Origin of the sequence: Xenorhabdus littoralis, assembly GCF_033949345.1 — a bacterium.
GTDB lineage: Bacteria > Pseudomonadota > Gammaproteobacteria > Enterobacterales > Enterobacteriaceae > Xenorhabdus > Xenorhabdus littoralis.
Window position 1 is genome coordinate 1 of sequence record NZ_VCDP01000028.1, and the last position, 26,818, is coordinate 26,818.

A 26,818-nucleotide genomic window follows, 5' to 3' on the forward strand; every position below is an offset into this window, starting at 1 on the left:
AGTGTCCAGTGTCTGAAACCACTTCCAGCACCAGCTTGGATGACACAAGACCCGCCCGACTGGAGAAAGACGCTGAACAAGATTATGTACGTCTCCTCGGAGAACTGGAAACCCTCGAAGCCCAGTACGTTGGACTGAGGGATTATGTGAAGACTGAATGTGGGGATGCGAGATGAAATATTGGTTATTGTTTTTTATTCCTCATGTTGTTACTGAGGATGTTGTTTTCGAAGAGCTTGAGGATGGCTACTATCCTGTCTGCTGTGTTGATGATGTTCAGACAGGGGAGTATTTCCCCTATGTGGGCACGATGAGATCAATAGCGTTTATGAACACGGGTTATGCCCCTCGTTTAATTGGCGAGTTGCGTAAGTTTGCCCCCCAGAGCAAATGATCCTGGGGTTGCAGGGGTATATTAGGTAGGAGGTAGTGTCAGTGAATTATAATTGCCAATAGTTCCTAGGTAAGTCATTACTGAACTCATTCGCCCAAGCTTCAGTTCTTATTGTGTCTAAGAAAAGGTCACGTTCCACGCCGATGATGAGCTTGAACTCCATTAGTAGTTCTCCATATCTCTCTATTGTTATCACCTCATTCCAAGGTGATAAATCGAAAATTATATATGAGGAATTACCACTGTTCGAAACTCTTTTCATTTCATGAAAACCCATTGCATTGAGTTTTTTTCTTAAAATACTCACTTTATAATTTGTATTGCTACTATTAGCGGCAATAAACCTATTAGCGAAAATATCTCTTGATACAACTGTTTTAAAGTCAACTCTTAATGAGCTTAAATTGGTTCCAAGAGGAGTGAACGGTTCTATATACCCCTGCTCTCTTAAATTATCGAAAAGTTGTGTTAATTCAGGAACAGCCATATCGTCTCTCTAAAAAAATACGTTTGTAATAAGGGGAGCATCTAATTTTTTGTTTTTTTGAATAAAACATAAACAAATATTAATTACTCCTTTACCCATTCCCTTGAGTGGTTAAAGCAATAACCCATGCCATCACCCCCGTTCTCACCGCGTACCCAACGCATACGGGCTGGTGGCATTTTTAATTTCCAACTGTTGGGGATCCCAATGGTTGATTTATGCGTCGGGTTATCGCCGTCTGCCTGTATCAGCTATGACATGACTCCTTACCATCGAGCGTACAGACAGAATCAAAAATAACCCATGCCACCGTATAGGACGGGCATTATCAGCAACATCCGCTGTAGGCAGAGAAGTGGTGTGACAGCCGGAGAGACGGCCTGTATTGCCATCGTGATTCAGGGAGTCGTGATCGCTATGCAGTCAGAGAACCAAAGTCCGGTTATCGGATATTGCCCATATTTAGGGCGGTGATGAATGAATTATGCAGAACTTTATATAGTCCCGACTAAAAAATGACGGGGTTATATCAAACAGACCAGTTGAATATGCTAAATGCCATCGGCTAACGCGGGTGGTCTTTTCTTTTGGAGAACAGAAATGACACAGAGTACAGCAGCACACACAATCACCGTGGATATCAAGTGCAATACCAAGCCCTTGAGCCAGCTTGAATCACAGTTAGAGCACATTGCTGAATTGTTGGAAAGCATCCGAGGACAAACCTTAGTGGATGGGGGAACGGTCGCCGAATTGTTGGATCGCATCAATAGCCAGCATTATGGCGCAGGCATGAAACTGGCAGTAGACAAAGGTTCTAAGGTTACTATTACTGCCGATGGCTTTAAGGTTTGTGATCCAGCAGGGCAGATGAGGGTAGTCATTCCCCGACTGATTGAGGCGGCAGTCAGTGAAGCCAAGATAATCAATGACGATCACCTCCGCCAGATAGTTCGTGAAGAGATAACCCATGAACTCATGCCGGGTGGACTGCTCTCAAAATAAGGAACAAAAATGGCACTCACCGACAAACAAGAGATGTTTTGTCGCGAGTACCTCGTTGATTTGAACGCCACACATCTCATGCGGCGGGAAGCAATGAAAGCAAAATGAATTGCATTAAAGCCGTGGTATTAGCCACCAATAACGAACCCATGAGCTTTACAGAACGTAATGGCGGCATTGCGCGGCGGCGGGTGATATTCCCGTTTAATATTCCGGTCAAAGAATCCGAGAAAGATCCACAATTGCCGGAGAAAATCAGCCGTGAACTGCCGGTGATTATCCGTCATTTATTAAACGAATTTGCCGACCAGAATAAGGCTAAGAAACTACTACAGGTGCAACGCGACTCTAACGAAGCATTAACGGTAAAGAGTCATTCCTATCCGTTGTATCGCTTTTGCGGTTATTTGGTATCCGCCAATGATGTTACCGGAATGAAGATGGGTAATAAGAATATCAGCCCGCGCGCACCGAGATTGTACTTGTATCACGCCTATCTCTCTTTTATGGAGACACACGGTTTTGAACGTCCGCTGACACTGACGAAATTGGGTGAATCACTTCCCAAAATTATGCTGGAATACCGGAAGAAGTATCGGAAAGTGCGTTCTAAGAAAGGCTATTCTTATAACGTTGAATTATCGGAAGAGGCCGAAGAGTGGCTACCTTCTGTGCCTGAGTGTCGAGACTTTAAATCATCTGTATAAAACTTTTAGCTTTAAGTCTGCACTCCATACATCATTTCAAATATCTAGCTGTATTTAAAGGAAAATAATAGATGTATAGTTATTTTTTAGCAATACATCAACTCTACATTCTCTTCATTAGTGTAAAAAATGGGTGAACAGGTGATACAGTCAGTGAATATCATATTAATTGCATCAAACCCAGATGTAGCAAGGCTTTCAAGGTATTGTGTAGAGCGTGCATAACTGAGGAGGCGAAAAAGATTTTCAGGGGGGAGAAAATAAAAGCTCTGATCTAAGCACCTTAGTTGTATTAGTCATCACTTAATCTGGTAGAACGCACTCCAAACAGAAAAGCATGCAAATACAAAATACAGTAAATAAAATATAGTAGGGAACTTTCGTTTCTGGCTCTATGCTCTCTACAGGAAGGTGCTTGAGTGGTTATGGCACGTTTCGGACAAATGTATTAACTGGTCGATTATCCGGGCTGGAATGGCTGGAAGATAGGAGCCGGATGAATTGAGAAATTCATGTCCGGTTGAGTGAGGGTCTGAGGGTGAGCTCCTCTTGGGCTACTCGACCAACTAACTGCCATAATTTTATATTTCCAGTTTAAAAAACAAAAAATAAAGATGTCGATTTAGATCACCATAGATAAAAAATTTTTTTACCACTTAAATAATAATTTTTTTATAAAAAATCGACATATTAAAAATCCACATATACAACAAAGTAAAAAACCAAAAAGTAGACTGTTTTTAGTTAATTTGCGATGTCTTTAAGTAAGGTTACAGCATTGACAAAGTAATTCATTATTTTGTATTTTACCTTGAATGAAATTACAACAAAGGAAGTTACATGGCTAACATTATATATTTAACCATTAATGGTAAGAATCAAGGGTTAATATCATCAGGATGTTCAACAGAAAGTTCAATTGGCAATCTTTGCCAGAATGGTCGTGAAGATCAAATATATATTTACGGATTAAGCCATTCATTATCAAGAGAGCAAAATGTAAATCACTTTCCAATTACAATAAAAAAACCATTAGATAAAGCCACTCCGTTATTAGGGGTGGCAATCTCAAATAATGAAGAGTTGGAATGTAAATTTGATTTATATAGAACTGATAGTAATGGCGGCATCATTCTTTATTTCACAATAAAAATAACAAATGCCACAATAAATAGCATTGATGTTATTTGTCCTAATTCGTTAACTCATAACGAATCCCAGCCTCAAGAAATAGTTTCTTTAAAATATAAAAGCATATCATGGCAACATCATTCAGCTGGGACTAGTGGATATATACGCAATTAACTTGAAGATGCAGGAATTAAAACTTGGAAATTATCGGTTAGTCGGGTAGCTAATTCCTGTGCTTTTTCGGGTAAGGTGACATGAAAAAAATGATGAAAGGTTTCACGGAACGTTTTTGCATCCGGAAAATAGACATTGTTGCGTATCTGCTCATTCGCGTCCTTCCATAATCGCTCTATCGGGTTGAGATTAGGGCTATAGGGCGGCAGGTAATGCAACTGAATATTGAGCACTTCTGAAAAAAATTGCACTAACTCGGAACGATGATAACCTGCACCATCCAGAATAATATGAACCTTTTGAGAAAGCGGATAGGTTTCCCGGATGGCACCGAAAAAAAGGATGACACTCTTCGCGTCAATCGTCGGATATTCACGAATAACGGTCTCTTCAATCCGTTGCAAATTAAGGGCACCCAGGATGTTGAGGCGGGTACGACTGCCCGTCGTTTCAATGACTTTGACATTCTCTTTTCCGCGTTTCATCCAGCCGTAACTTAATTTTGTGGATTGAGTCGGATGTACAGCATCAATAAATAAGATGGGGTCATTATTCTGAGCACAGGTTTCTTTCAGTGCCTTGTATCGCTCAATAAACTGTTGCTGTTTATCTGCATCGAATTTATGCGGTGTTCCCGTCGGTTTTTTGTAGCTGAATCCTTGACGGTGAAGCCATTTTGTCATTCCTGCGACAGTGAAAGTCACCTGCCAGCGCGCCCAGACACAATGAACAATTTGCGCGGTAGTGTGCATCAAATTGGCGGTCAGATATTCAACTAACTCTGCCGTTTGTTCGGCAGAGAAATGGCTTTCAGAACCGCCATTTTCAGGGGCGAGTTTTTCTTCAGAGAAGTAGTCCTTCAAATGGCGACTGACCGTACTTTCATGAATACGCAAAGCCTGGGCAATCATCTGAGATGTCCAGCCCTCTGATGCCAAAAGCACGGCCTTGATGCGGTCATGTACGCGTCCATCACGAGTCGTATCATGCATCAATTCGAGGGTTTTCTTTTGGTCTTCAGTCAGATGAATTTTCATGGCTGCTAACATGAGCTAATGTGAGTAAAAAATCAAGCATCTTCAATTACGATGCGTATAGTATTTGGGATGATAGGATTTATTAAAATGTATGGAACTCATATCCAATCAACAGAAAAATATTATGCGACTCAAGCTATGATAAAAAAAGCAGAGCTTGAGAAAATAGCGCGGTCTTCATCACGATTCATTAAAAACCAGTATCTAAGATATAAATATTTAAACGAAATAAAAGAAGATTCGGAACGTTTCGTAAGTGAATTACGTAAATATCCAGATCCAGAAATAAAAAGAAAAATATTATCTGTAATGGATAGTGAAATACAGGATCTAAGGTATCAAGAACATGTTTTACAATACGGTAATTATGAGCAATATGCTGCTATTGAAATAAGAAAAAGTAGTGATGGGCTCGGTATTTTTGATTATATATTAAAAGGGGTTGGTATAGTAGTGGGAGCACTTCAAGTTGCTACAGGTATAGGCATTATGTTAGCAGGAGATGCTTCTATATTTGGTGCACCTTTGGGTACTGTAGCTGGCGCTTTTCTCATAGTTCATGGTGTAAGTGCCATTGACGAAAATCTTGGAGCTATTATTACTGGTCATTCCAGTTACAGCGGATTTGCGAGAGTCGGATATGAAAATACTTTTGAATCATTAGGTTTTAGTAAAACCACAGGAAGTCTAGTTTATGCGGGAGTAGATTTAACACTTTCAGGTTATGGCTTATTTAGAGCTGTATTAAAAGAAGATGCCTGGAAACTATTTCGTTATATAAATACAGATTATGTTCGTGGTTACCAACAAATGAGTGGTTATGCATTAGGATTTGAAGTCATGGCCGATGGAATTACGATAAAATCGACCTATGATATTTATAACGATCCAAATTACAATAAGAAATAACAAGTAAATTATCTATCCTTTATGTTTTCTTGTAAACATAAAGGATTTGTATCTTAATCTCGGGGAGGAAAATAATAACGCAATAGAAATAGAAATAGAAATAGAAATAAATAATGTTAATGTAATGCTTAAGTGATTAATATTCTGAACAAAAACAATGGCATAAATAAAAGAAAATAAAATAATAATAAAAACCAATATCAATTTATAAAAACTATTGCTTAGTATCATGATTTCTTTTTTTATATCGTGACCAGACCGCTGAGAAGCGGATGTTATCTGATTAATTTCCTTTAATGTAAATCCATGCTCGAACATTAACTTTTCTGTTACTTTTTCCATAATGATTTTCCTTTTCATAAAAACGTCGTAAAAACAATTATTCATTAACCGGAACAATATAACATATTTATATAAAAACTGCATATAGGGTAACCTCTTAGTTGGTGTCTATTTTCTAAGTATTACCCCAAGTACGTTTTATCAGTACTCATTTCCCTGAACACTTTCGGATGAATTTGCACCCGATTTATCCGCACAACAATCGTAATTACAAATTAAGTTTTTCACGATAACAGGCATCATCTCAAAACGTACATAACTGCCTCGCGGAAAGTTTCGAGGTTCTGTTACATCTTGGCCTCGCGTGATGAGAAGTGCATTGCACCGATTATCCACTTTAATATTTTCCACACCGGTCGGGTCACGAATAACCAAATAAGTTTCGGTTTTGGGCAAATAATACCAATGCAGCCATTTGGTGATGATTCTAATGTGTTGATCGTGATACATGGTGCTTGAGACAAGCACCTTTAGTATCGCTAGATAGCTGATTTTTCACTCATGCGGTAATCAACAAGTTAGCAGCATCCCCTGTTGATTACGCACCTTAATGTAAGTAATGTCCGTTGTTGGCACAAAGCAGACTGTCAGTCTCCCTCGGTAATCACACTAATACAAATGATTGGCAGAGATCATTGACGCAGCAATAAAGTTCTTTTAAAGCAGTCATAGACTGAGGCACGTTTATCTTTGATAAAAATTTTGATTGTGCCTCAGTCTCTTCCTGAACGAAGTTCAGTTTATTTAATGGAATAAATTAGAAATGGTAGCCAACGCCGATCGTCCATGTTCCCGCTTTAGCCTGTTTCAAATGCGAATATTCGTAGGCAACATCGACAGCCACATTTGATATTGGGTTAAATTGTAAGCCTGCACCGTAGGCAAGAGCTGTTTTCTTTTCGCTTGTGTTTGAATTCGTTTTCTGGTGATCTTCAATATTAGCGACACCAAGCAAGGTATAGGCACTCATATAATCATTGAAGCGATATGTCGAACCAGCCATCAATGATCTATAAGTAATCGTCTCATCAGCGTTACGGCCTCTTTTATCTACTGGTTTAGGCGCATAGTAAAGACTTAGCTTAGTTTGCGTGACCGAGCCGATAACACCCCAATTATCGTTAATCTCATAACGGTATTTCAGGTTGAGACCTCTTGGATCTTTCAGAGGCACTTCTTTGTTTGCCATACTTTTCAGCTTCGTATTGGTTTGGGCGTAGCCGAGTGAGATGGTGTGTGTGTTATTTGCATTTGCAGTAAATGAAGAAATAGATAATCCAGCAGCAATCGCTGAGACTAATAGTGCTTTTTTCATTATAAGTATCTCTTTGTTTTATAAATCGAACGGTAATATATATAAATTCCGAAAAAACACAACGGAAAAAATAACTCAATTAAAATAATTATTATAAAATAATAACTATTGCTTATATTTGCCGTTTGTTTTATTTGTCACAAGAATAATATGAACCGCCATGTACGAAAGAGTGGATAGAAAGCTAGCGTTTATATGGGACTTACCTAATTCGCCACTGCAATGACTCCAAGCACATCCGTATCTACACATCGCGGGCTGGAACTGTTTACTAACTTTTAACTCAAAGGGGCGATTATAATTTTCTTCAAGGACGCCCATTGTTCTGATGAGGTGGAAATATGCGCATGACAATTGACATATTGACTATGCCAGTTTTTAGGATGACAGAGAATATTCCGGTATTTATCGGTAGATAGGTGATGCCTTTTAGCTACGATAATTTTATATCGTAATTCCAGGTAATCTCCCGATCTTTGCTTCTACAACAACCCCGATAATATGCACGCGACTAGTGAGTGGGATCATGTTGTACTGAGTATTCAGGGGCTTCAAAAATGTATCGTATCCTTCAATAGTCAATTGCTTAAAAGTCAGTTCATTTTCTCCATCAAGTTTTGCGACCACCAAGCTATTGACAGCAGGTTTCACTTCTGGGTCAACCAGAATTATCATGCCTTGTGGTATGCTTAATCCACTCGGAGATACCATCGAATCCCCTTTTACTTCCAGCCAGAAAGCACGTTGTGAACATTCGACAGAAGTTTCATATCTCTTTTTGATGTTGTTTGCATGGTATTGCGCTGTGGGTTCTTCGCACCAATGGCCTGCATTTTTCCAGTCGAGGAGTGGGTATTGTTTCTGAAAATATGGGTGTTCACCAAGAGTTACATTATCACCATAGAGAACGTTGACAAGTTTCCTTGCCTGTTTATCCAATGACGGACTGAAATCTGCGATCTGGATTCCTAATCTTTGGGCGAAATAGGTTGCCATCTCCAAATTGAGGGCATTTATGCCATTGAGATAGTGTGAAATCGCACTTTGAGTCTTGCCAATATCTTCTGCAAGTATTTCCTGAGAGATGCCGAGCTGTTTTTTCTTGGATTCAAATAGCTCTTTTAAGCGTTTGGCATCTGCAAATTGTTCTGTTGTGAGTTTCTTTTTCATGGGCTCATTTTAATACCAACGCTATTAAAATGATAAATACTAAAAGTATTGAAATATTTAGTACTTTAGATATTATTTTGTAGCAAACAGGAGGAGACATATGGAAAAAATCTCATTATCGGAATATGTAAAGCTGAATGGTCAAGTTAAAACAGCAAATTTGGTAGGAGTTCATCAAACGGCGATAAGCAAAGCTTTAAGATCAGGCCGTAAAATATTTTTAATTCGGCAGGAGGATGGTAGCTATAAGGCTGAAGAGTGCCGGCCATTTCCTAGTCAAAAACTGACTCCATCTGAGTAGAAGATATGCCAAAAATCTGATTTATTTATTTCACTTATAGGTTGAGCTTAATTATCTGGCTGATTTTATTCGGATATTTTTTGTGTATATTATTCTGGAGAGTATATGAATTACGACATTCGTCATTATTTTAGATTGATAGGGAGCATTCTTGATATCATGCCCGCAAACGATTATCACGATACTTTAGGTACTCACTCATTACTAGAAAACCAGATGGATTCTCGTTGCTTAAGCTCATTTCCATCTCCTGATGCATTAAAAAATTATGAGTCAATCTTACCGGGTTGTGCAGAAAGGATTTTTTCTTCCAAGGAAAAAGAGCAGATTTTTCAACATGAAAAGCAAAATAAAGCGCTTGATGGTCTGATAAATAGAGATAAAAGGGGACAATGGATGGGGTTTTCTATAGCAATGTCTATCTTAATCATTGCTACTGTTTTTGCATCGAAAGGGGAGATGTTGTTTGCAGGTACTTTAATTACCATTGATTTAGTGGGATTAGTTGCTGTATTTGTCATAGGTCGCAGTTCAAATATTAAGTAGCTTTAAAATGATATAAAAATTTATTCTGGAAATATGTGATTGTCTTCATTTGCCATTTTTTATGTTTGTTATTTTTATTTTAATTTATATGTTAGGTTATTATTCTATATCAATGAATCTGGTTTGATATTCATCGACAAATATAAAAAATATTGTATGATGGGAGTATGTCTACACATTGAAAATAAATTCACATGTTACAGAGAGTTAATATAGATATTAAAACATTATGTGATTTATACCAGTCAGGAAAAAAACTGAAATACCTTTTTTTCTGGGGGCATAAAACCAATTATGTCAATAACATAACTAAATCTTGCCTGAGTCAGTGGTATCCGATTTCATTTATTGTTGATGGTATAGCATACGCCAGTGCAGAGCATTATATGATGGCAGAGAAAGCCAGATTGTTTAATGATATTGGCTCAATGGAGAAAATTATCAATGCTAAAAATCCAGGTGCAGCAAAAGCATTTGGTCGCGAAATCTGTGGTTTTAATCAATCTATTTGGGATGAGTGTCGATTGAAAATAGTGATTGAAGGGAATCTGGCGAAGTTTTCTCAAAATAAATCTTTAGCAGAATTTTTGTTGAATACCGGAGATAAAATACTCGTTGAAGCGAGTCCGGTTGATCGTATCTGGGGTATCGGATTGTCAGAAGATGCTTCCAATATCCAGAATCCTTTGACGTGGGATGGTCTGAATTTATTAGGATTTGCATTAATGGCTGTACGTGAAAAGTTAAGAAAATAACTAAAATAAGAGCTTAAACAGGTTAGACTCTAATGATAAGCGTTAGACAATTAATAATTATAATTTCACCAATTTTTTCTATTATAGAAAAAGAAATCAATAGTTATTACTCTGTGCGGATAAATGTCCTCTAGTGTTATCTATCTCTTGTCTTTTTTGAGGTACTAATGCTATCAGGGAGTTGTTATGGTTGCTGAGCAACGTCGCTTATTTTCTGTTAATACAATATTATCCATTCATACTATCAAAGGAATTTAATCTTGCCTGATTCAGTTTTATTATCTGTGGCTAAAAGACCGGAAGCTGGAGCACAGTTGGTGTTTTTACATCATGCAGGTGGGTCTTGCTTTTCCTATGTGGAATTGGCTCGCAAGTTGCCGGAATTTATTGAAGTTTATTGTCTGGAACTGGCAGGTAGAGGAACGAGGGTTTCAGAGCCTTTCCAGACGGATGCCGAAGTTGTACTGTCTGATATTCTTGCTTCTATAAAACGGTTGAAATTAGGGGAGGATAAACCTTTAATACTGTTTGGTCATAGTTTAGGCGCAGAAATTGCCTATCAGGTTGCTCATCGGCTTGAATGTGAGGCGCCGGAAAAGAAATTTTCCCTTATTATTTCCGCCCGTGGTGTATCCAGTCCTGAGAGTAGAGAAGATAGGGTATATGAAGAATACTCTGATGAGTACGTATTGAATATCATCGAGCAATGTGGAGGAACACCTGCAAATATTCTTTCTAATCCTGAATTACGTAATTACTTGATTGAAATAATGAAAAATGATCTGATTTTATTAGATTCGTTGTCTCGGTTACCTAAAATAAAACTGAAAACCCAAATCCATGTAGTAGGCGGGAGTGATGATAACAGGGTGTCTATTTCTCGGTTAGAGGGGTGGTGGAAGATGTTATTTACATCAGTAGAACCACAATTTTTTACAGGGGGGCATTTTTATTTGTTTACCAATGATGCTGTTATACCTTGGATCGAGAAACAGGTTAGAGAATTAGCAGGGGGAATTTAGTTTTCTATTTGTGTTTCTTTTCTGACAATCTTATACCATGGTAATAGTGGAGGTTGTTTGTTATATTCTGGATGTTTATTAGAATGTTAACAATAACCCCCACTGGTTTTATTCCATATGGTTATATTTCACCCCCTTTATTCCAATTTTTCATGAGAACTAATGTGAGCATACACACATAGATCTTAGCTGAGGTGGTAATGTATCACACCATGAGTGATAAGATGAGCTAGAAGTTTGATTTGCAGAAGTTGATACTGTACACATTTTACTATCTGCATTTGCTACATTAATATAAAACCCGCCAATAATTGAAGTGGCAAGGAGTAGTGCAAATATTTTGTTCATGATAAATATCTCATATATTGATGTGGGTTAACGTTTTTTCAGTTTTTTCACTGAGGTTTTATTTTATTATCAATCTATAATTTATGGTTTTGTTTTCTGGTTTTTGTTTACTTAATATGTATTAATGGAATTTGAATTCCTTATATTAATAAGGCAGGTGACTATAAAGATTTTTTATTATTTCTGTATGGTATTTTTCTGTTTTTTATGAGTTTAGGGGGAATCTTGAAAGATGAAGAGTATAAATTACTGGATGTTTATTCGTCAGTGAATATGCATGCTATTGTTGACTTATTTATATTACAAGTTTTTAATAATAAACTGTTTTGTCCCCCGCTAAACAGATAAATTATTGAGTAGGATAAAGTCAATGGCATTAGAAACGATAAGTAATCATGGTCAATTTTCTGGCAAAAAAATAATTATTATTCATGGTTATACAGCATCACCTTCTTCAAATTGGTTTCCTTGGTTAAAAGAGATGCTTACTGAACAAGGAGCGAATGTTGTTTTGCCTGAAATGCCTGAATCATCAGCGCCTAAACCTGAGGACTGGGCTGATATGTTGATGGATGTCATACCCAAGGCAGATAAAAATACGATTTTTATTGGTCATAGTCTTGGATGTATTACGATATTACGGCATTTGGAGGCAATACACTCCCCATCTCTTCATATTGGTGGGTATATTTTGGTTGCAGGATTCGATTCTCCTCAAACTACCTTGCCCGAATTGGATTCTTTCACTGCTGAACCGTTGGATTATATTTTCTTGCGTGAGATGACAAAGCATCGTATTTCGATCATTTCATCTAATGATGAAATTATTTCTCCGCAATCCTCCGATGCTTTGGCTCATGCGTTGCAAGCTCAAGTTATCAATATTGATAATGGCGGTCATTTTCTTGATAGAGACGGCTTTACTCGTTTATTACCTGTTTATGATGCGTTAAAAAACATGGTAAAAGAAAATGAATGTCTTACATAAGGAATCAATTATGGCACCAATTCACTCATCTATTTTCCGAAATAAAGTAAATGGCAATTTAATTGATGTTAACTTTGATCATAAAGTAGGGCAGTATACTGCCAAGAATTTTAAATCTGATTGGGGGATCTCACCGACATTATCATCCGGGTTAAATCAAGGAAGATTAAATATTGTTATTGATACACATAATGATCAAAATAAAGTATTAGAGCTTACTTACCTTGCCAATACTGTTGACTCAAAGGCCGGAACTTCATTTAATGCACCTATTGACGGTGAGTATAAGGCGTTATGGTTGCAATATCAGGTCATGTTCAGTAAAGATTTTATGTGGATTAAAGGTGGTAAATTACCGGGCTTGGCTGGCGGTGATCATCCATCAGGATGTGTTGATAATGGTGATTTTGATGGCTTCAGCAGCCGATTAATGTGGAGAAAAGAAGGCGAGTTATTCGGTTATCTCTATTATCCAGAGAAACAAGAACGATGTGGTGATTACGTTAAATTGAATATTTCTTTAAAAAAAGGAATTTGGTATACACTGACACAATATATTGCACTGAATAATATAGGTAAACGTGATGGTATCTATATGCAATATGTTAATGGCAAGGAAGTGTTAAGATTAAATAACATTAAGTTTAGAAATAAAAGCAATGTTGTTATTGATGCGATAAAATGGAGTTCTTTTTTTGGAGGTTCTACATTAGATTGGGCGCCACCCGTAGAGCAATATGCTTATTTTGATAACTTTATCGTCAGTACTGAAAAGCCAGTTTATATTTAGAGTTATAAAGGTCTTTTTTAATGTTGTAAATAATACTTATATTATGAAGGCACTTAAAGATAGAATTATATTTTGTGGCTCACATAGTGGATTATGTGAGCTATTCTATATTTTTATATGATGGTAAAAAGTTTGATTTATTAATTTCAACGTTTAAACTGTCTGCCTTGAATGAGCATTGAAGTATAAAAAGTTATGTTATCTACCCATGAATATGCAAACGATCTAATCTTATTTGCCTTAATTGTTGACTGTGGGTCTTTCAGTAAAGCAGCAGAAAGTGCTGGTATCACCAGTTCAGTCATCAGTAAGCGTATCGGGCGTTTGGAAAAATCCCTCGGTGCCCGCCTTTTATATCGTACTACGCGCAGCCTCACTTTAACTGAAAATGGGCGAGAGCTTTATCAACATGCGAAAGAAATCAGTACACGAATTCAAGACGCATTGCATATTGTGAGTGAGAAGAGCGATGAATTAACCGGTGTGATCCGAATGTCAGTGCCAACCGTATCTGGTGAATTACTTTTGAGTGAAAAAGTTGCTGAATTCTGTAGTCTGCATCCTAAACTAAAAGTAGAAATACGGTTAGAAAATCATTTTGTTGATTTGGTTAATGAAGGCATTGATTTGGCAATTCGTACTGGCACAATGCCGGATTCGAGTTTGATTGCCAGATCTATTCTCAATTCTCGCTGGGTGATCGTCTGTTCTCCTGGTTATCTGGAAAAATATCCTCAACCACAGTCTGCGGAAGATCTTCTCAATCATAATTGTCTGACTTATACCCATCAAGAAAGCGGTACAGCCAATTGGTTGATGAAGCAGCCTGATAGTCGTGGTATCTATGAGTTACAGGTAAATGGAAATTTTTCCTCAAATAATGCTCTTGCGATCCGTAAAGCAGTATTGGGTGGATTTGGGATTGCAATGGTTCCGCGTGTCATGGTGTATGAGGATTTGCAGGCAGGAAAATTGGTGGAAATACTTGAGGGATACAGTGGAAAAGTATTGGGTGTTTATGCTGTTTACCCTTATACCCGGAATTTGCCCTTAAAAATCCGAATGCTGATTGAATATATTATGAGTTCTTACAAAAGTATCAGCCATTATTTTTAGTGCTTAATCGAATAGACTCTTAATATTCTCCTCTGTTGGATGGCTGATAGCCAGCAGAGATTATGTCATTTTTAGACATAGTCTATTGAAAATTCATGCCTAATTAATGTGAGGTATGTAATATTTTTATCTTATTCATTTTATATCTCTTTGATTTTAATTGATTAATCATAATGATTTGGGTGTGAAGTAATTACCGCTAATTTGCATTATTTTAATTGTTAAAAAATCGTGGCGTAGGAGCTTGGGAAAAGTTGTGATTATAATGGCGCTGCTATGAATAATTAACTTTTTGGCTACATTTCTTACCCTATAAAAATAGTTATCTGAGGACCTTATGCCCTTATTTTTCAGCATCGCACCGATTGTCCTGCTGATTTGGATGATGACCAAACGTAATGGTATTCCATCCTATATTGCTTTACCTATAACAGCGGTAATTGTTTATTTCATGCAATTATTTTTGTTTGAATCTCAATCTATATTATTACATGCCAATATTATCACGGCTTTGGTTTCCGTTTTTACACCAATCACGATTATTTTAGGTGCAATATTACTGAATAAATTGATGCAAATCAGTGGAGCGGAAGATGTTGTGCGCAATTGGTTGGAAAATATCACTCCGAATCCCGTAGCTCAATTGATGATTATTGGTTGGGCTTTTGCTTTTATGATTGAAGGAGCCAGCGGTTTTGGAACACCGGCAGCGATCGCAGCTCCTATATTGGTGGGACTGGGTTTTAATCCATTCCGGGTTGCGTTGTTGGCGTTGGTGATGAATTCTGTTCCTGTCTCTTTTGGTGCGGTAGGAACACCAACTTGGTTTGGTTTTGCCAATCTCGGACTTTCTGACGACAATTTACTGGAAATTGGTCGTTTGAGTGCATTGATCCATTTTGTTGCCGGTTTTGTGATCCCATTGTTGGCGCTGCGATTTATTGTGTCGTGGCAGGAAATTCGTCAAAACATCTTATTTATCTTTTTGAGTATTTTAAGTTGTACTGTGCCTTATCTATTATTGGCTCAAGTCAATTATGAATTTCCCGCGTTGGTGGGAGGAGCAATTGGATTAGCTTTATCGGTATTACTCGCTCGCATAGGCATTGGTATAAGGCGTTATGAACGAAGGGATTCAGTGCAGACTGTACCTTTCAGTCAGGTGATCAAAGCCATGATGCCTACTTTATTATTAATTATTATCCTGATCATTACTCGTATTCATCAATTAGACATTAAAGCCTTGCTAAATAATGCGGAGATCAATTGGCAACTGAATTTAGGATGGTTGGGTGATCTAAGTATTAGTAAATCTTTAATTATAAGCCTTCAACATGTATTAGGAACATCTGCTTCTGCCAGCTATAAGACGCTATATGTACCGGCAATTATTCCGTTTTTGTTAGTGGTGCTGGTCTGTATTCCGTTGTTTCAATTGAACCGCCATCAGGTCAAACAAGTATTTTGTGAAACAGGTTCACGCATTCTCAAGCCATTTATTGCGCTGTTTGGTGCTTTGGTGATGGTCAATATGATGATGTTAGGAGGAGAAAATTCGCCTGTCATTATTATCGGTAAGGCATTAGCTACAATAGCCGGAGACAGTTGGTTTTTATTCTCCTCATTTTTGGGAGCACTTGGCTCCTTTTTCTCAGGTTCTAATACTGTTTCTAATCTGACATTTGGCGGGATCCAATATTCCATCGCATTGAATAATGGAATGGATGTCAATCTGATGTTGGCGCTGCAATCTGTTGGTGGAGCTATGGGCAACATGATTTGTTTAAACAATATTATTGCTGTTTGCTCTATTTTAGGGATCGCCAATGCAGAAGGCCAGATTATGAAAAAGACGATTTTACCAATGCTGGTTTATGGGGGAATTGCGGCTGTAATGGCTTTGATTCTGGCGTCTTAAAAATGTGCGAATAATTTTTTAACATTAAGGTACATATTATGATTATTTCCGCTTCAACTGATTATCGGGTTGCAGCACAGGCTAAATTACCGCCTTTTCTGTTCCACTATATTGATGGCGGAGCCTATGCAGAGCATACCCTTAAACGTAATACCGCAGATTTATCCGAGATTGAATTGCGCCAGCGTGTATTGAGAGACATGTCTGAATTGAGTTTGGAAACCAGCTTATTCGGCGAAAAAATGTCAATGCCTGTGGCGCTTGGCCCCGTGGGATTAACGGGAATGTATGCACGTCGTGGTGAAGTGCAAGCCGCACGTGCTGCGGCTAAAAAGGGAATACCATTTACTTTATCAACGGTATCAGTATGTCCAATTGAAGAAGTTGCTCCGGCGATTGATAGGCCAATATGGTTTCAGCTCTACGTACTGAAAGATCGTGGCTTTATGCGTAATGCCTTGGAAAGAGCACAGGCTGCAGGGGTTAAAAATCTGGTTTTTACTGTTGATATGCCGGTTCCCGGGGCGCGTTATCGTGATGCACGTTCTGGTATGAGTGGCCCGAATGCCGCGATGCGTCGTATCTTGCAAGCGGTGACACATCCTCGATGGGCATGGGATGTGGGGCTTTTGGGTAAACCTCATGATCTTGGTAATATCTCCGTGTATCGAGGTAAACCGACCAAATTGGAAGATTATATTGGTTGGCTGGGAAATAATTTTGACCCATCCATTTCCTGGAAAGATCTGGAATGGATCCGTGATTTCTGGAAAGGGCCGATGATTATTAAAGGAATCCTAGATCCAGAAGATGCTAAAGATGCTGTGCGCTTTGGAGCTGATGGTATTGTGGTTTCAAACCACGGTGGGCGTCAGCTTGATGGTGTTCTGTCGACGGCCCGAGCTTTGCCTGCGATTGCAGATGCAGTTAAAAATGATATTACCATTCTTACTGACTCTGGGATCAGAACAGGACTGGATGTAGTGAGAATGATTGCTCTGGGAGCCGATAGCGTTCTGCTGGGGCGTGCTTTTGTTTACGCGCTGGCGGCAGCAGGTGAAGCAGGCGTTTACAATTTGTTGGATCTGATTGATAAAGAGATGCGAGTGGCGATGACCTTAACAGGGGCTAAGTCAATCTCGGAAATTAATTCAGATTTGTTGGTACGTCATCAAGGCTAGATGTGGATTAGTGCCATGATTGGTCAGCCGCGTTTATGCTGCTGACCCCATGGGTTTTTAGCCAACTGTATATGATAGCTTTGCAACGATTTTATTTTTATCAAAAATAGCTATACATTTTCGAGCGATATTTGACCATGTGAAAAGAGCTTGGCTTTACCTGTCAGATAAACACGATCACCCTCTATTCTGCATAATATCTCACCACCGCGTTCCGACAATTGGCGGGCATGAAGCTCAGTTTTATTCAGCCGTTTTGCCCAGAAGGGAGCGAGAACACAATGACTGGAACCTGTAACGGGATCTTCATTAACGCCTTTTGCGGGCGCAAAATAGCGCGAAACAAAATCAGCAGATGAATCCCCGAGGGAGGTAATGGCAAGACCCGGCAAAGAAAGGGCGGCTATTTTATTAAAATCCGGTTGGGTATCAGTGATTTTCTTTGTCGAATCTAACACACAGATGTAGCGATCATGTGAAGCGAAAACTTCGGAAACATGTTGCCCCAGTACATCTTGCATAACAGGTACGAGTGCTTTTTCTTCATGGTACCCGGCCGCAGGGAAATCCAGTGTAAAAATGCCATCTTGATGAGAAACACGAAGTTCACCAGAAAGACTCTTGAAGATGAGCGGATTATCCTGATTGTTCCGATGCTCTATAAGAACAAATGCAGTCGCCAGCGTTGCATGTCCACATAATTTCACTTCGACTTCAGGTGTAAACCAGCGCAGATGGTTTTCTACCAGAAAAGCCGTTTCTGGCAGACCAATTTCAGCGGCAATGGAAATCAGTGTTTCATCTGCCGGCCATTTATCCAGCAGGATAACAGCGGCAGGATTGCCAGCAAACAATTTTTCTGTGAAAGCATCAACATGGTAAATAGGGTATGAATGCATCCGGATCTCACTTGTTTTGATAATGAAAAACGGAATACAGAATGTTGAAAATGCATTGATTTGTAAAGAATAATCTCGTTTGGTTGCAAAATACACAAGATTTGTGGTGTTGACCTCAGGTGAGAATGGTTATTAAATAATAATTTATTGTTATAGTTCCACTAAGGATTGATATGAAAATCAAAGGGGCTTTTTGCCTATTTTTAAGTTTGTCACTCTGTTGTTCTCAGGCTCTGGCATTGGACTTAAGCTACAAAAGCGATATACCTGCTGATAACAAACCTTCGGAAGAGTACCTGAAGAAAAGGAATGAATTGGATCATAGCACTCGGAATGTGGAGAAACTGGCTGAGGATAATGCTCTGGCCGAGAAGTGGGGGAGTATGCTTGATAATAGATTCATGCAGCAAGATAGTCTGGTATTTTCTAATGCTGAGCACATGCGGCAGTTGAGGGAAATTAAGCAGTTGCAGTCAGCGTTTGACGCTTTCCCTCATATGAAACAGGCAAACTAATTGGTAAACAAAACACACAAAAATTGTAGTGTTGACCTTAGGCGATAATGATTATTAAATTGTAATTCGTCGTTATAGTTCTACTAAGGGAATATATGAAAATCAAAGGGGCTTTTTGCCTGTTTTTTATTTTGTCAGTGTGTTGTTCTCAGGCTCTGGCATTGGACTTAAGTTACAAAAGCGATATACCTGCTGATAACAAACCTCCAGAAGAGTATCTGAAGAAGAGAAATGAGTTGGGTCACGGAAATTGGAATACGGAGAAACTGGCTGAAGATAATGCCTTGGCTGAGAAACGGGAAGATGAGGTCAGGAAATATAATAATACATTTGATCAGGCAAATGGGTTGTCATTTACCTATGACTGGGACGGAAAGAAGTACGACTTAGACGGAAATCAGTTGAAGACTCCCCCTCATATGAAACAAACGTACTTTACGAGGCATGTAAAAGAACAGATTAAACGTCGGTGTTATAGAGAAACCAGACAAAAACTAGAAAAAGAAAAAGGGAACTCCTATTCTTACGCTGATATTGCCGATGCCTGTGTCGTTTATTGATTAACCTATTAACAACTAAGTTATAAGAGGTTGATTTAAGGCTATATCTGCAATTGTGCAATAGACAACATCACATCAACATAACATATAGGAAAAAGCCATCTCAACATAATGGAGATGGCTTTTTATATCTGATGATCGATCTGGTTTATCAATTGTTCTCGTAATTAGGATCTTGCTTCCGATTCATGCAGGCTGCTCATCAAACGGCGGATAGGGATGATTAGGACAAGCAATATAGCGGAACAAATTACCAATGAAAGTGATACGTTGGAGAATAGTTGAGGCAGGCTATCCAGTTTATCTGCGCGCACATTGCCTCCAATCAGACCTGCCGCTAAGTTACCTAACGCACTGGCGCAGAACCATAATCCCATGACTTGTCCACGCATCCGGGATGGCGCTAATACCGTCATAGTTGCCAACCCGATTGGGCTAAGGCAAAGTTCACCCAGAGTCAGAAAGAGAACACTGAAAACGATCCATAGTGGTGAAACTGCACCACCTGTTGCCAGTATGTTCTGTGAAGCGAACATCATGATCGCAAAACCACCCGCAGCAAATAACATTCCAACGACAAATTTACTGATACTGCTTGGATTTATATTGCGTCTGATCAATGCAGGCCACAGCCAGCTGAAGAGTGGTGCAAACAGGATAATAAATAGCGAGTTGATTGACTGAAACCAGACGGTTGGAATTTCATATCCCAGTACTACGCGATCAGTATAGTCATTGGCAAATAAGTTAAATGATGTGGGTTTTTGCTCGAATGCTGACCAGAATAAGGCGGCAGAAACCAGCAGGATAAAACAAATGAATAAGCGAATTTTGTCATTGCGATCCATCCCTGCAAACAGGAATAAATAGGCAAAATAGAGAATAACGCTGAATGAAATTACATAGACCAATACATTGGCAACTTTAACAGAATTAAATGGAATAACTCCCATCGTCACCAGGGTAACAATCGCACAGATAGTTACTGCTATTGCACCGACCCATTTGCCAACATTTTTGCGTTTTACCATTGGTCTGTCCCAGCTGGAATCAAGACCCGCTTCTTCATCATAAGAACGCATCAGAGGAATGGTATAAAAGCGGAAGATCAGCAGCGCGACCAACATTCCCAATCCACCAACACCGAAACCCCAGTGCCAACCATAATCTTTCACCAGCCAGCCAGTAAGTAACGCAGCAATCAGAGAGCCTAAATTGATACCCATATAAAACAGGGAAAAACCAGCATCACGACGAGGATCATCTTTTTTGTACAGAGTTCCTACCATTACAGTGATACAAGTTTTAAATAGACCCGTACCAAGTGTGATGAGCAGCAGACCAATAAAGAATAACTTATCGCTCCAAATGGCGGAAATTGCGATTGATAAGTGCCCTAAAGCGATAATAATCGAACCGTACCAAACAGCACGGCGTTGGCCTAACCAGTTGTCGGCCAGCCAACCACCGGGTAGTGATGTCAGGTAAATACTGCCAGCAAAGATACCGACAATCGCTGAAGCTTGCTCACGGGGGATACCCATGCCGCCATCAAAGATCGCTGCGGACATGAATAAGATAAGGAGGGGACGAATACCATAGAATGAAAATCGTTCCCACATTTCTGTCATAAAAAGGGCACTGAGTGGATAAGGGTGCCCAAAAAAGGTCCTGTTTTTTCTGTTATTGATTGAAGATTGCATTTAATAATTCTTCCTAAAAGTCCATCTTCATGATGGGAATGTTTTACAAGTCAAAATAAAAAAGTCACTTCATAACCGTATCGAAGAAATTCATTAACACGATGTTATAAAGTTAATTACTTAATTGTTGGTATATTTTTAACATGCCTTTTACTTTTTTCAGCTGCAAAAAGCACGTTTTCTACTTTATATTCCATTTTTTAGAACGAAAGTCGATAAGAATCTCAAATTTGGAATTTAACAGCAGGGGTGTGATAGGTGGGATTGACTTAGATATTTATTTAGTCTTTATAATGTTTTTTATTAAAAGACTTATAAAACAATATATTGTTTTTAATTAATGTATTCTGTTATTTTTTCATTGGTTACTATATTAAGGTGAATTTAAAACAGACAGGGATTACAAAAAAACAACAAAATATTGGCTGCTATTTTGATAGCAGCCAATATTTATTAATGAATATTATCGTTATCACCGTATAGGGACGGCATACCTTCAGGACGTGTTTTAAAACGACGATGAAGCCACATGTATTGCTCAGGCGCTTGCATGATTTCCTTTTCAATTACTTTATTCATGAATGCAGCTGCTTCTGCTTCATCTTGCAGAGGGAAATTTTCTAGGGCTGGCTGAATAATCAGTTCATAGCCCTTTCCATCGGGTAATCTGCGAGGAGTAAAAGGGAGCAGTGCCGGATTGGACAGGCGGACGAGAATTGAGGTCCCAACCGTGGTTGCTGCCTGTTCAACCGCGAATAACGGAGCGAATACACTGTTACGCGGGCCGTAATCATGATCGGGGGCGTACCAGATAAGTTCCCCTTTTTTCAGACAGCGGATCATGCCCTTAACATCTTTTCTATCCAACATGAATTTATTGGAGCGTAATCGTCCCCATGTCTGTAGCCAATCCATCACTGGATTATCATTTGGGCGATAAACACCAATTCCCGGATTCAATATGCCAATGATGCGCGCTCCCAATTCTAATGTCAGGAAGTGAATTCCAATAACGATGATCCCTTGATTGGTGGACTTAACTTTCTGGATATTTTCCCGCCCAGTGACTTTGAACCAGCGTTTGATTCTCCAGTCAGGCCAAAACCAAGCCATGCCGGTCTCAAACAAGCCCATGCCAACAGATTCAAAATTTCTGACCAGCCATTCATGCCGTTGTTCTGGTGACATATCAGGGAAGCAGAGTGTCAGATTGCGTTCAGCGATTTTGGCCCGTTTTTTCAAAAAACGTTGAGAGAAGCGGCCAAGTCGGGTTCCCAGCCAGTAAATTACGGGATAAGGGAGTAAAACCAATAAATAAAGTATGCCGATACCTAGCCAGGTTAGCCAGTAACGGGGATGTAAAAATGAACGATGAAAAGAAGGTGCTTGTATCATGTGTTTTCAGTATGTTTATTTGTCAGATACCTACTTGAGATAGGCTTTAAGATTAATATTGGCATGATTATGATATTCCCGCGCATGATATTCAACGGGGAAACATAAATCACTACCCGCTAAAGGTCATTTTCGCTATGATAATCGGCCATCAATGAACAAGCATTGAAATTTTTTATTCTTTTGCAATCGAAATTCAGGATCGTACACCATGCCAGTGTTACACAACCGTATTTCTAATGAAGAGCTGAAAGTGCGTATGTTGGCTGAAACTGAGCCGCGCATGACAATCTCTTTTTATAAATATTTTACCATTTCTGAGCCACAGGCTTTTCGCGATAATCTGTACCAAAAATTTACAGAGTTGTCTGTTTTTGGACGGGTTTATATCGCTAAAGAAGGCATCAATGCGCAAATCAGCGTGCCTTCCAAAAATGTTGATTCCTTGAAAGCAGTGCTGGATGAAGCTGATTCTGCGTTACGCAACCTGCGTCTCAACATTGCTCTGGAAGATGACGGTAAGTCATTCTGGGTGTTACGCATGAAAGTTCGAGAGCTTATTGTCGCTGATGGCATTGAAGATGAAACGTTTGATCCAGCAAAGACAGGTGAGTATCTCAAAGCAGAGCAGGTTAACCAAATGTTGGATGATCCTGATACTGTTTTCATCGATATGCGTAATCACTACGAATATGAAGTAGGACATTTCGAAAACGCAATTGAAATTCCTTCAGATACATTCCGCGAACAGCTTCCGATGGCTGTAGACATGCTGAAGGACAATAAAGACAAAAATATTGTTATGTATTGCACTGGCGGAATTCGTTGTGAAAAAGCCAGCGCTTATATGTTGCATAATGGTTTTAACAAAGTCTATCACGTAGAAGGCGGCATTATTGAATATGCCCGCAAAGCGAGAGAACAAGGATTGCCTGTTCGCTTTATTGGTAAGAACTTTGTTTTTGATGAACGCATGGGCGAGCGTATTTCTGAAGAAGTCATTGCGCATTGTCATCAGTGCGGAACTGCATGTGACAGCCATACCAACTGCAAAAATGATGGCTGCCATCTGTTGTTTATCCAGTGCCCATCTTGTGCAGAACGTTTTGAAGGCTGTTGTAGCGATACTTGTCGCGAAGAGATGAAATTGCCTGAAGATGAACAACGTGCTCGTCGTGCAGGGAGAGAAAATGGGGCTAAAATCTTTAATAAGTCCCGTTATCGGTTAAATGATGGTATGAATATTTCATCATTGCAATCCATTAAGTAATATTCCCTTCATTTGTCAAGTTGCAGCTATGTTGGCTGCAACTTGACACTCAATGAAAGCATCAATTTTTCTAGCGATAAATTCAACGAAGTTAATGTAAATAATATGAGTTATTTACATTCGCTGAGTCTTTGCAAAGAATTTAACAGACATATTTAAAGATATTATAGATAAAAACTAACTCTATTTTGTTAGAGACACCTATTTTTTTGATAATATGTCTTTTATGAGAGTAAACTGTACTCACGCTGATTTTGAGTGTTTTGGCGATGTTATAAGTTTCTGATTCTAACATCCAATAATATAAAACCCGACTTTCTTGATAGCTGAAAATAGAGCCGTACGTGTTAAAATGAGAGAGATATCGCTGAATATCATGAGATGCTATTTTTCTTAGGTGATTAAGTAGCGTTGTGAGTTCTTTCTTTGGAAATATAAAATCTTTATTTGTCAATTGGATAGGTGTGATCCTGAAAGGATATGGCTTGTCGGTATAAAAATAAATCCGAGCCTCATTAACTGACGAAATAAATGATTTTAGTTGTTCACAATGCTTACTATAGTAGCCATAATTTGTTAAATTTGCCAAAACAACATCGGGATGAAATGTAGGCAAAATATTTATGGCATCATGAATTGATACCGTATCTATAGAAAGAATATTTGTATTTTCTTTTAGAAATTCAATAACACCTAAGCGTGTATAGTAGCATTCATCAATAACTAATAATTTCATTACTTGAACATCCTTGTTCTACTATGGTTATTGTTTAAATAGTCAGATTGATAATTAAGCATTAGACGGATGAGGACGGTCGTATAATACAATAATATAAAAAATAATAAACCATACTCGTTGTGTTTCAAGTTACGACCCTGTTAGCAATGTTTACTTGCTCCGGAGGATTCGCTTACTGTCGTTGCGTTGCGTTTTGAAGTTCATTGGGGATATATGGATAGAGTTACTGGTTAATATTTGTCCAATAACTTAAGGCTGGACACTCAATCTATCATTGAGTGTCCAAATGATTTTGGAAAGCTTAATTTATTGTTAATGTTTAATATGATCAATTTGACTGTATTCAGATGCTTCAATTTTCTCAATCCCAGCTTGTAAAATGAGAATGAGCTGTTTCGCCACTCCTGTTGTCAACCACAATGTTTTGTCAAAATTGACATTTTCTGAGGTTTGATCTTGGGAGGATGAGTAGTGAAGACGTATCATCATAGCATCATAGGCATCGACTGTACTGATGTCCCAGCCTACAACAGGATGAGTTTGAATTATTTCGTTTTTTCTTTCCACATGACCTCCTAATCAGACTACAGCATCATTATTGATATAATTGACTAAGAGCAAAAGATCTCATCTAGGATGAGTAAATAGCAGTATAAACCTTTTTAGCAATCTAAAAAGTGAAAAGAGCAGAATTTTTCTCAGTATCTCTGATAGAAATTATTGTAACGTTATTCCTGTTTTTCATAAGTGATCTAAGTGTGCGGAAATCATACATAATTTCCGCACAGCCAGAAATGAAAAAATTACTTACATACTTTGACATCCCATCCTGCATCTTCTCCGGCAAGAAATGGAATGAACTTTTCATTACCGCACTCGATATATTCAGTGACTACTGTTGGTTTACGTGTGAGTTCAATAAAGCCATCATTAATTGGCAGATCGTAAAATGCAGGGCCGTTCAGTGAGCAGAAAGATTCAAAATGTTCCATTGCACCCATTTCTTCAAAAACAGTGGCATAAGCGGCCAGAGCAGTAGGAGCATTGAAAACACCAGCACAACCACAAGACGATTCTTTGCGGTGCAGTACATGAGGCGCTGAATCTGTTCCCAGGAAGAAACGGTCACAGCCACTGGCAACAGCAGATCTCAGGGCTTCCTGATGAATATTGCGTTTTAGTACGGGTAAACAATAAAGGTGAGGGCGAATACCACCAACCAGCATATGATTGCGATTGAACATCAAGTGTTGTGGGGTCAGGGTTGCACCCAATTTATCATTGCCTTCAAGAACATATTCGGCTGCTTCTTTAGTTGTAATATGCTCGAAAACAACTTTCAGTTCAGGAAACTGCTTACGTAATGGTTCCATTACTTGTTCAATAAACCGAGCTTCCCGGTCAAAAATATCGATGTGGGCAGCAGTGACTTCACCATGAATCAATAGCGGCATGCCTATTTTTTCCATGGTTCCCAACAATGGATAGATCTTCTTGATATCAGAAACACCGTGGCTGGAATTAGTTGTTGCATTGGCTGGATAAAGTTTACAAGCGGTAAAGATATTCTCTTGATAACCAATTTCGATTTGCTTGCTGTCTGTTGAATCTGTCAGATAGCAGGTCATAAGAGGTTGGAAATTGTGATCGGATGGAATAGCTGCGGTTATACGATCTTTATAGGCTTTAGCACTGGCAATATCTGTCACTGGAGGGGCAAGATTAGGCATGACGATAGCTCGGCCAAAGAAACGACTGGTATGAGGAACAATAGTTTTCAGCATATCACCATCGCGGAAATGGACATGCCAGTCGTCAGGGCGGCGAATTTTGATTGTGTATGATTCAGTGGTCATGGAACCGGCTCCAGAATATGGGTAAAAAAAATGGTGGATGCTGATTCAGCACACCTTAAGCCGGAGGAGGATGATAAAACGAAAATAGCTAAATAGCTATTATTGAATGATAAAATCCTATAAATTTTGCAAAATTAAAGGGTTAGATTTATATAAGTTAGGGTATTCAGAGGGGAATTATCGTATCAAAAAAGGAAAAAATATAAGTAATAACACGAGGGTGAATTGAATTTGGCTCCTCCAGC

Annotated in this window: 30 protein-coding genes and 2 pseudogenes; 20 read left to right on the plus strand and 12 right to left on the minus strand. The window is 38.8% G+C overall.

Annotation, left to right across the window (positions count from 1 at the left end; translation table 11 throughout):
• The first annotated feature begins 8 nt into the window (after window positions 1-8).
• Together FE394_RS19905 and FE394_RS08725 are read left to right on the plus strand one after the other, a co-directional pair.
• Window positions 9-176 carry a lysis system i-spanin subunit Rz gene (locus tag FE394_RS19905; RefSeq protein WP_419836321.1) on the plus strand — a complete coding sequence of 56 codons (168 nt, stop codon included), beginning with the start codon at window positions 9-11 and terminating at the stop codon, window positions 174-176.
• Window positions 173-394: a hypothetical protein gene (locus tag FE394_RS08725; protein WP_319926009.1), complete on the plus strand. Its 222-nt coding sequence runs from the start codon at window positions 173-175 to the stop codon at window positions 392-394. The genes FE394_RS19905 and FE394_RS08725 overlap by 4 nt, the downstream gene beginning before the upstream one ends.
• Before the next feature lie 46 nt (window positions 395-440).
• On the opposite strand, the gene FE394_RS08730 is transcribed toward FE394_RS08725, so the two are convergent.
• Window positions 441-881 (minus strand): RNA methyltransferase, encoded by a 441-nt coding sequence (locus FE394_RS08730; protein WP_319926010.1) that lies wholly within the window; start codon window positions 879-881, stop codon window positions 441-443.
• Window positions 882-1,184: 303 nt separating this feature from the next.
• On the opposite strand from FE394_RS08730, the gene FE394_RS08735 reads away from it, so the two are divergent.
• The 5 genes and pseudogenes from FE394_RS08735 (at window position 1,185) to FE394_RS08755 (ending at window position 3,898) form a co-directional block, all read left to right on the plus strand.
• Complete coding sequence (locus FE394_RS08735) at window positions 1,185-1,355, plus strand: hypothetical protein (RefSeq protein WP_319926011.1); 171 nt, start codon at window positions 1,185-1,187, stop codon at window positions 1,353-1,355.
• A 126-nt stretch (window positions 1,356-1,481) separates the two neighbouring features.
• Window positions 1,482-1,886, plus strand: a complete 405-nt coding sequence (locus FE394_RS08740) for a hypothetical protein (protein WP_319926012.1) — start codon at window positions 1,482-1,484, stop codon at window positions 1,884-1,886.
• 9 nt (window positions 1,887-1,895) lie between these two features.
• A pseudogene (locus tag FE394_RS08745) lies at window positions 1,896-1,991 on the plus strand (terminase small subunit); the annotation flags it as partial.
• Window positions 1,992-1,999: 8 nt separating this feature from the next.
• Window positions 2,000-2,593: pseudogene (locus FE394_RS08750) on the plus strand (primase-like DNA-binding domain-containing protein); the annotation flags it as partial.
• An 840-nt stretch (window positions 2,594-3,433) separates the two neighbouring features.
• Window positions 3,434-3,898, plus strand: coding sequence for an Hcp family type VI secretion system effector (locus tag FE394_RS08755; RefSeq protein ID WP_319926013.1), 465 nt, complete (start codon window positions 3,434-3,436; stop codon window positions 3,896-3,898).
• Here FE394_RS08755 and FE394_RS08760 read toward each other — a convergent pair.
• The gene (locus tag FE394_RS08760) at window positions 3,895-4,935 is read right to left on the minus strand and encodes an IS630 family transposase (protein WP_319926014.1); all 1,041 of its coding nucleotides are present in this window, start codon (window positions 4,933-4,935) and stop codon (window positions 3,895-3,897) included. The genes FE394_RS08755 and FE394_RS08760 overlap by 4 nt on opposite strands.
• A gap of 87 nt (window positions 4,936-5,022) precedes the next feature.
• Between FE394_RS08760 and FE394_RS08765 the strand changes: the two genes are divergently transcribed.
• A complete protein-coding gene (locus tag FE394_RS08765) occupies window positions 5,023-5,844 on the plus strand; it encodes a DUF4225 domain-containing protein (protein WP_319926015.1) in 822 nt (273 codons plus the stop codon).
• A gap of 12 nt (window positions 5,845-5,856) precedes the next feature.
• On the opposite strand, the gene FE394_RS08770 is transcribed toward FE394_RS08765, so the two are convergent.
• From FE394_RS08770 to FE394_RS08785, 4 genes are all read right to left on the minus strand, one after another.
• Window positions 5,857-6,186, minus strand: coding sequence for a hypothetical protein (locus FE394_RS08770; protein WP_319926016.1), 330 nt, complete (start codon window positions 6,184-6,186; stop codon window positions 5,857-5,859).
• A 141-nt stretch (window positions 6,187-6,327) separates the two neighbouring features.
• Window positions 6,328-6,636, minus strand: a complete 309-nt coding sequence (locus FE394_RS08775) for a hypothetical protein (RefSeq protein ID WP_319926017.1) — start codon at window positions 6,634-6,636, stop codon at window positions 6,328-6,330.
• Between the two features lie 307 nt (window positions 6,637-6,943).
• Window positions 6,944-7,501, minus strand: a complete 558-nt coding sequence (locus tag FE394_RS08780) for an Ail/Lom family outer membrane beta-barrel protein (RefSeq protein WP_319926018.1) — start codon at window positions 7,499-7,501, stop codon at window positions 6,944-6,946.
• A 444-nt stretch (window positions 7,502-7,945) separates the two neighbouring features.
• Window positions 7,946-8,671 carry a LexA family protein gene (locus FE394_RS08785; protein ID WP_319926019.1) on the minus strand — a complete coding sequence of 242 codons (726 nt, stop codon included), beginning with the start codon at window positions 8,669-8,671 and terminating at the stop codon, window positions 7,946-7,948.
• 100 nt (window positions 8,672-8,771) lie between these two features.
• Here FE394_RS08785 and FE394_RS08790 point away from each other — a divergent pair, with 100 nt between their 5' ends.
• From FE394_RS08790 to lldD, 9 genes are all read left to right on the plus strand, one after another.
• Window positions 8,772-8,972, plus strand: coding sequence for a Cro/CI family transcriptional regulator (locus tag FE394_RS08790; RefSeq protein ID WP_319926020.1), 201 nt, complete (start codon window positions 8,772-8,774; stop codon window positions 8,970-8,972).
• A 105-nt stretch (window positions 8,973-9,077) separates the two neighbouring features.
• The gene (locus FE394_RS08795; protein ID WP_319926021.1) at window positions 9,078-9,518 is read left to right on the plus strand and encodes a DUF2335 domain-containing protein; all 441 of its coding nucleotides are present in this window, start codon (window positions 9,078-9,080) and stop codon (window positions 9,516-9,518) included.
• Window positions 9,519-9,712: 194 nt separating this feature from the next.
• Complete coding sequence (locus tag FE394_RS08800; RefSeq protein ID WP_319926022.1) at window positions 9,713-10,273, plus strand: NADAR family protein; 561 nt, start codon at window positions 9,713-9,715, stop codon at window positions 10,271-10,273.
• 260 nt (window positions 10,274-10,533) lie between these two features.
• A complete protein-coding gene (locus tag FE394_RS08805) occupies window positions 10,534-11,295 on the plus strand; it encodes a thioesterase II family protein (RefSeq protein ID WP_319926023.1) in 762 nt (253 codons plus the stop codon).
• A gap of 718 nt (window positions 11,296-12,013) precedes the next feature.
• Entirely contained in the window at window positions 12,014-12,631 is a 618-nt protein-coding gene (locus tag FE394_RS08810) for an RBBP9/YdeN family alpha/beta hydrolase (RefSeq protein ID WP_319926024.1), read from the plus strand.
• Between the two features lie 10 nt (window positions 12,632-12,641).
• Window positions 12,642-13,421 carry a polysaccharide lyase gene (locus FE394_RS08815; protein ID WP_319926025.1) on the plus strand — a complete coding sequence of 260 codons (780 nt, stop codon included), beginning with the start codon at window positions 12,642-12,644 and terminating at the stop codon, window positions 13,419-13,421.
• Between the two features lie 195 nt (window positions 13,422-13,616).
• On the plus strand, window positions 13,617-14,537 hold the full coding sequence (locus tag FE394_RS08820) for a LysR family transcriptional regulator (protein WP_319926026.1): 921 nt from the start codon (window positions 13,617-13,619) through the stop codon (window positions 14,535-14,537).
• Between the two features lie 337 nt (window positions 14,538-14,874).
• Window positions 14,875-16,455: an L-lactate permease gene (locus FE394_RS08825; protein WP_319926027.1), complete on the plus strand. Its 1,581-nt coding sequence runs from the start codon at window positions 14,875-14,877 to the stop codon at window positions 16,453-16,455.
• 38 nt (window positions 16,456-16,493) lie between these two features.
• Window positions 16,494-17,636, plus strand: coding sequence for an FMN-dependent L-lactate dehydrogenase LldD (lldD, locus tag FE394_RS08830; RefSeq protein ID WP_319926028.1), 1,143 nt, complete (start codon window positions 16,494-16,496; stop codon window positions 17,634-17,636).
• A gap of 110 nt (window positions 17,637-17,746) precedes the next feature.
• Here lldD and FE394_RS08835 read toward each other — a convergent pair whose 3' ends face one another.
• On the minus strand, window positions 17,747-18,535 hold the full coding sequence (locus FE394_RS08835; RefSeq protein WP_319926029.1) for a PhzF family phenazine biosynthesis protein: 789 nt from the start codon (window positions 18,533-18,535) through the stop codon (window positions 17,747-17,749).
• A 173-nt stretch (window positions 18,536-18,708) separates the two neighbouring features.
• On the opposite strand from FE394_RS08835, the gene FE394_RS08840 reads away from it, so the two are divergent.
• Window positions 18,709-19,050, plus strand: a complete 342-nt coding sequence (locus tag FE394_RS08840) for a hypothetical protein (RefSeq protein ID WP_319926030.1) — start codon at window positions 18,709-18,711, stop codon at window positions 19,048-19,050.
• A gap of 95 nt (window positions 19,051-19,145) precedes the next feature.
• Window positions 19,146-19,610, plus strand: a complete 465-nt coding sequence (locus FE394_RS08845) for a hypothetical protein (protein ID WP_319926031.1) — start codon at window positions 19,146-19,148, stop codon at window positions 19,608-19,610.
• A gap of 167 nt (window positions 19,611-19,777) precedes the next feature.
• Here the strand turns inward: FE394_RS08845 and FE394_RS08850 are convergent, their stop codons facing one another.
• Together FE394_RS08850 and FE394_RS08855 are read right to left on the minus strand one after the other, a co-directional pair.
• Complete coding sequence (locus FE394_RS08850) at window positions 19,778-21,313, minus strand: peptide MFS transporter (protein WP_319926032.1); 1,536 nt, start codon at window positions 21,311-21,313, stop codon at window positions 19,778-19,780.
• Window positions 21,314-21,766: 453 nt separating this feature from the next.
• Window positions 21,767-22,708: a Kdo(2)-lipid IV(A) acyltransferase gene (locus FE394_RS08855; protein WP_319926033.1), complete on the minus strand. Its 942-nt coding sequence runs from the start codon at window positions 22,706-22,708 to the stop codon at window positions 21,767-21,769.
• Window positions 22,709-22,919: 211 nt separating this feature from the next.
• Here FE394_RS08855 and trhO point away from each other — a divergent pair, with 211 nt between their 5' ends.
• Window positions 22,920-23,978, plus strand: coding sequence for an oxygen-dependent tRNA uridine(34) hydroxylase TrhO (gene trhO, locus FE394_RS08860; RefSeq protein WP_319926034.1), 1,059 nt, complete (start codon window positions 22,920-22,922; stop codon window positions 23,976-23,978).
• A gap of 142 nt (window positions 23,979-24,120) precedes the next feature.
• Here trhO and FE394_RS08865 read toward each other — a convergent pair whose 3' ends face one another.
• The 3 genes from FE394_RS08865 to pyrC all read right to left on the minus strand — a co-directional run bounded on the left by FE394_RS08865 (window position 24,121) and on the right by pyrC (window position 26,573).
• Window positions 24,121-24,714, minus strand: a complete 594-nt coding sequence (locus FE394_RS08865) for a response regulator transcription factor (protein ID WP_319926035.1) — start codon at window positions 24,712-24,714, stop codon at window positions 24,121-24,123.
• 315 nt (window positions 24,715-25,029) lie between these two features.
• Complete coding sequence (bssS, locus tag FE394_RS08870) at window positions 25,030-25,284, minus strand: biofilm formation regulator BssS (RefSeq protein WP_319926036.1); 255 nt, start codon at window positions 25,282-25,284, stop codon at window positions 25,030-25,032.
• A 236-nt stretch (window positions 25,285-25,520) separates the two neighbouring features.
• Complete coding sequence (gene pyrC / locus FE394_RS08875; protein ID WP_319926037.1) at window positions 25,521-26,573, minus strand: dihydroorotase; 1,053 nt, start codon at window positions 26,571-26,573, stop codon at window positions 25,521-25,523.
• Window positions 26,574-26,818: the final 245 nt, after the last annotated feature.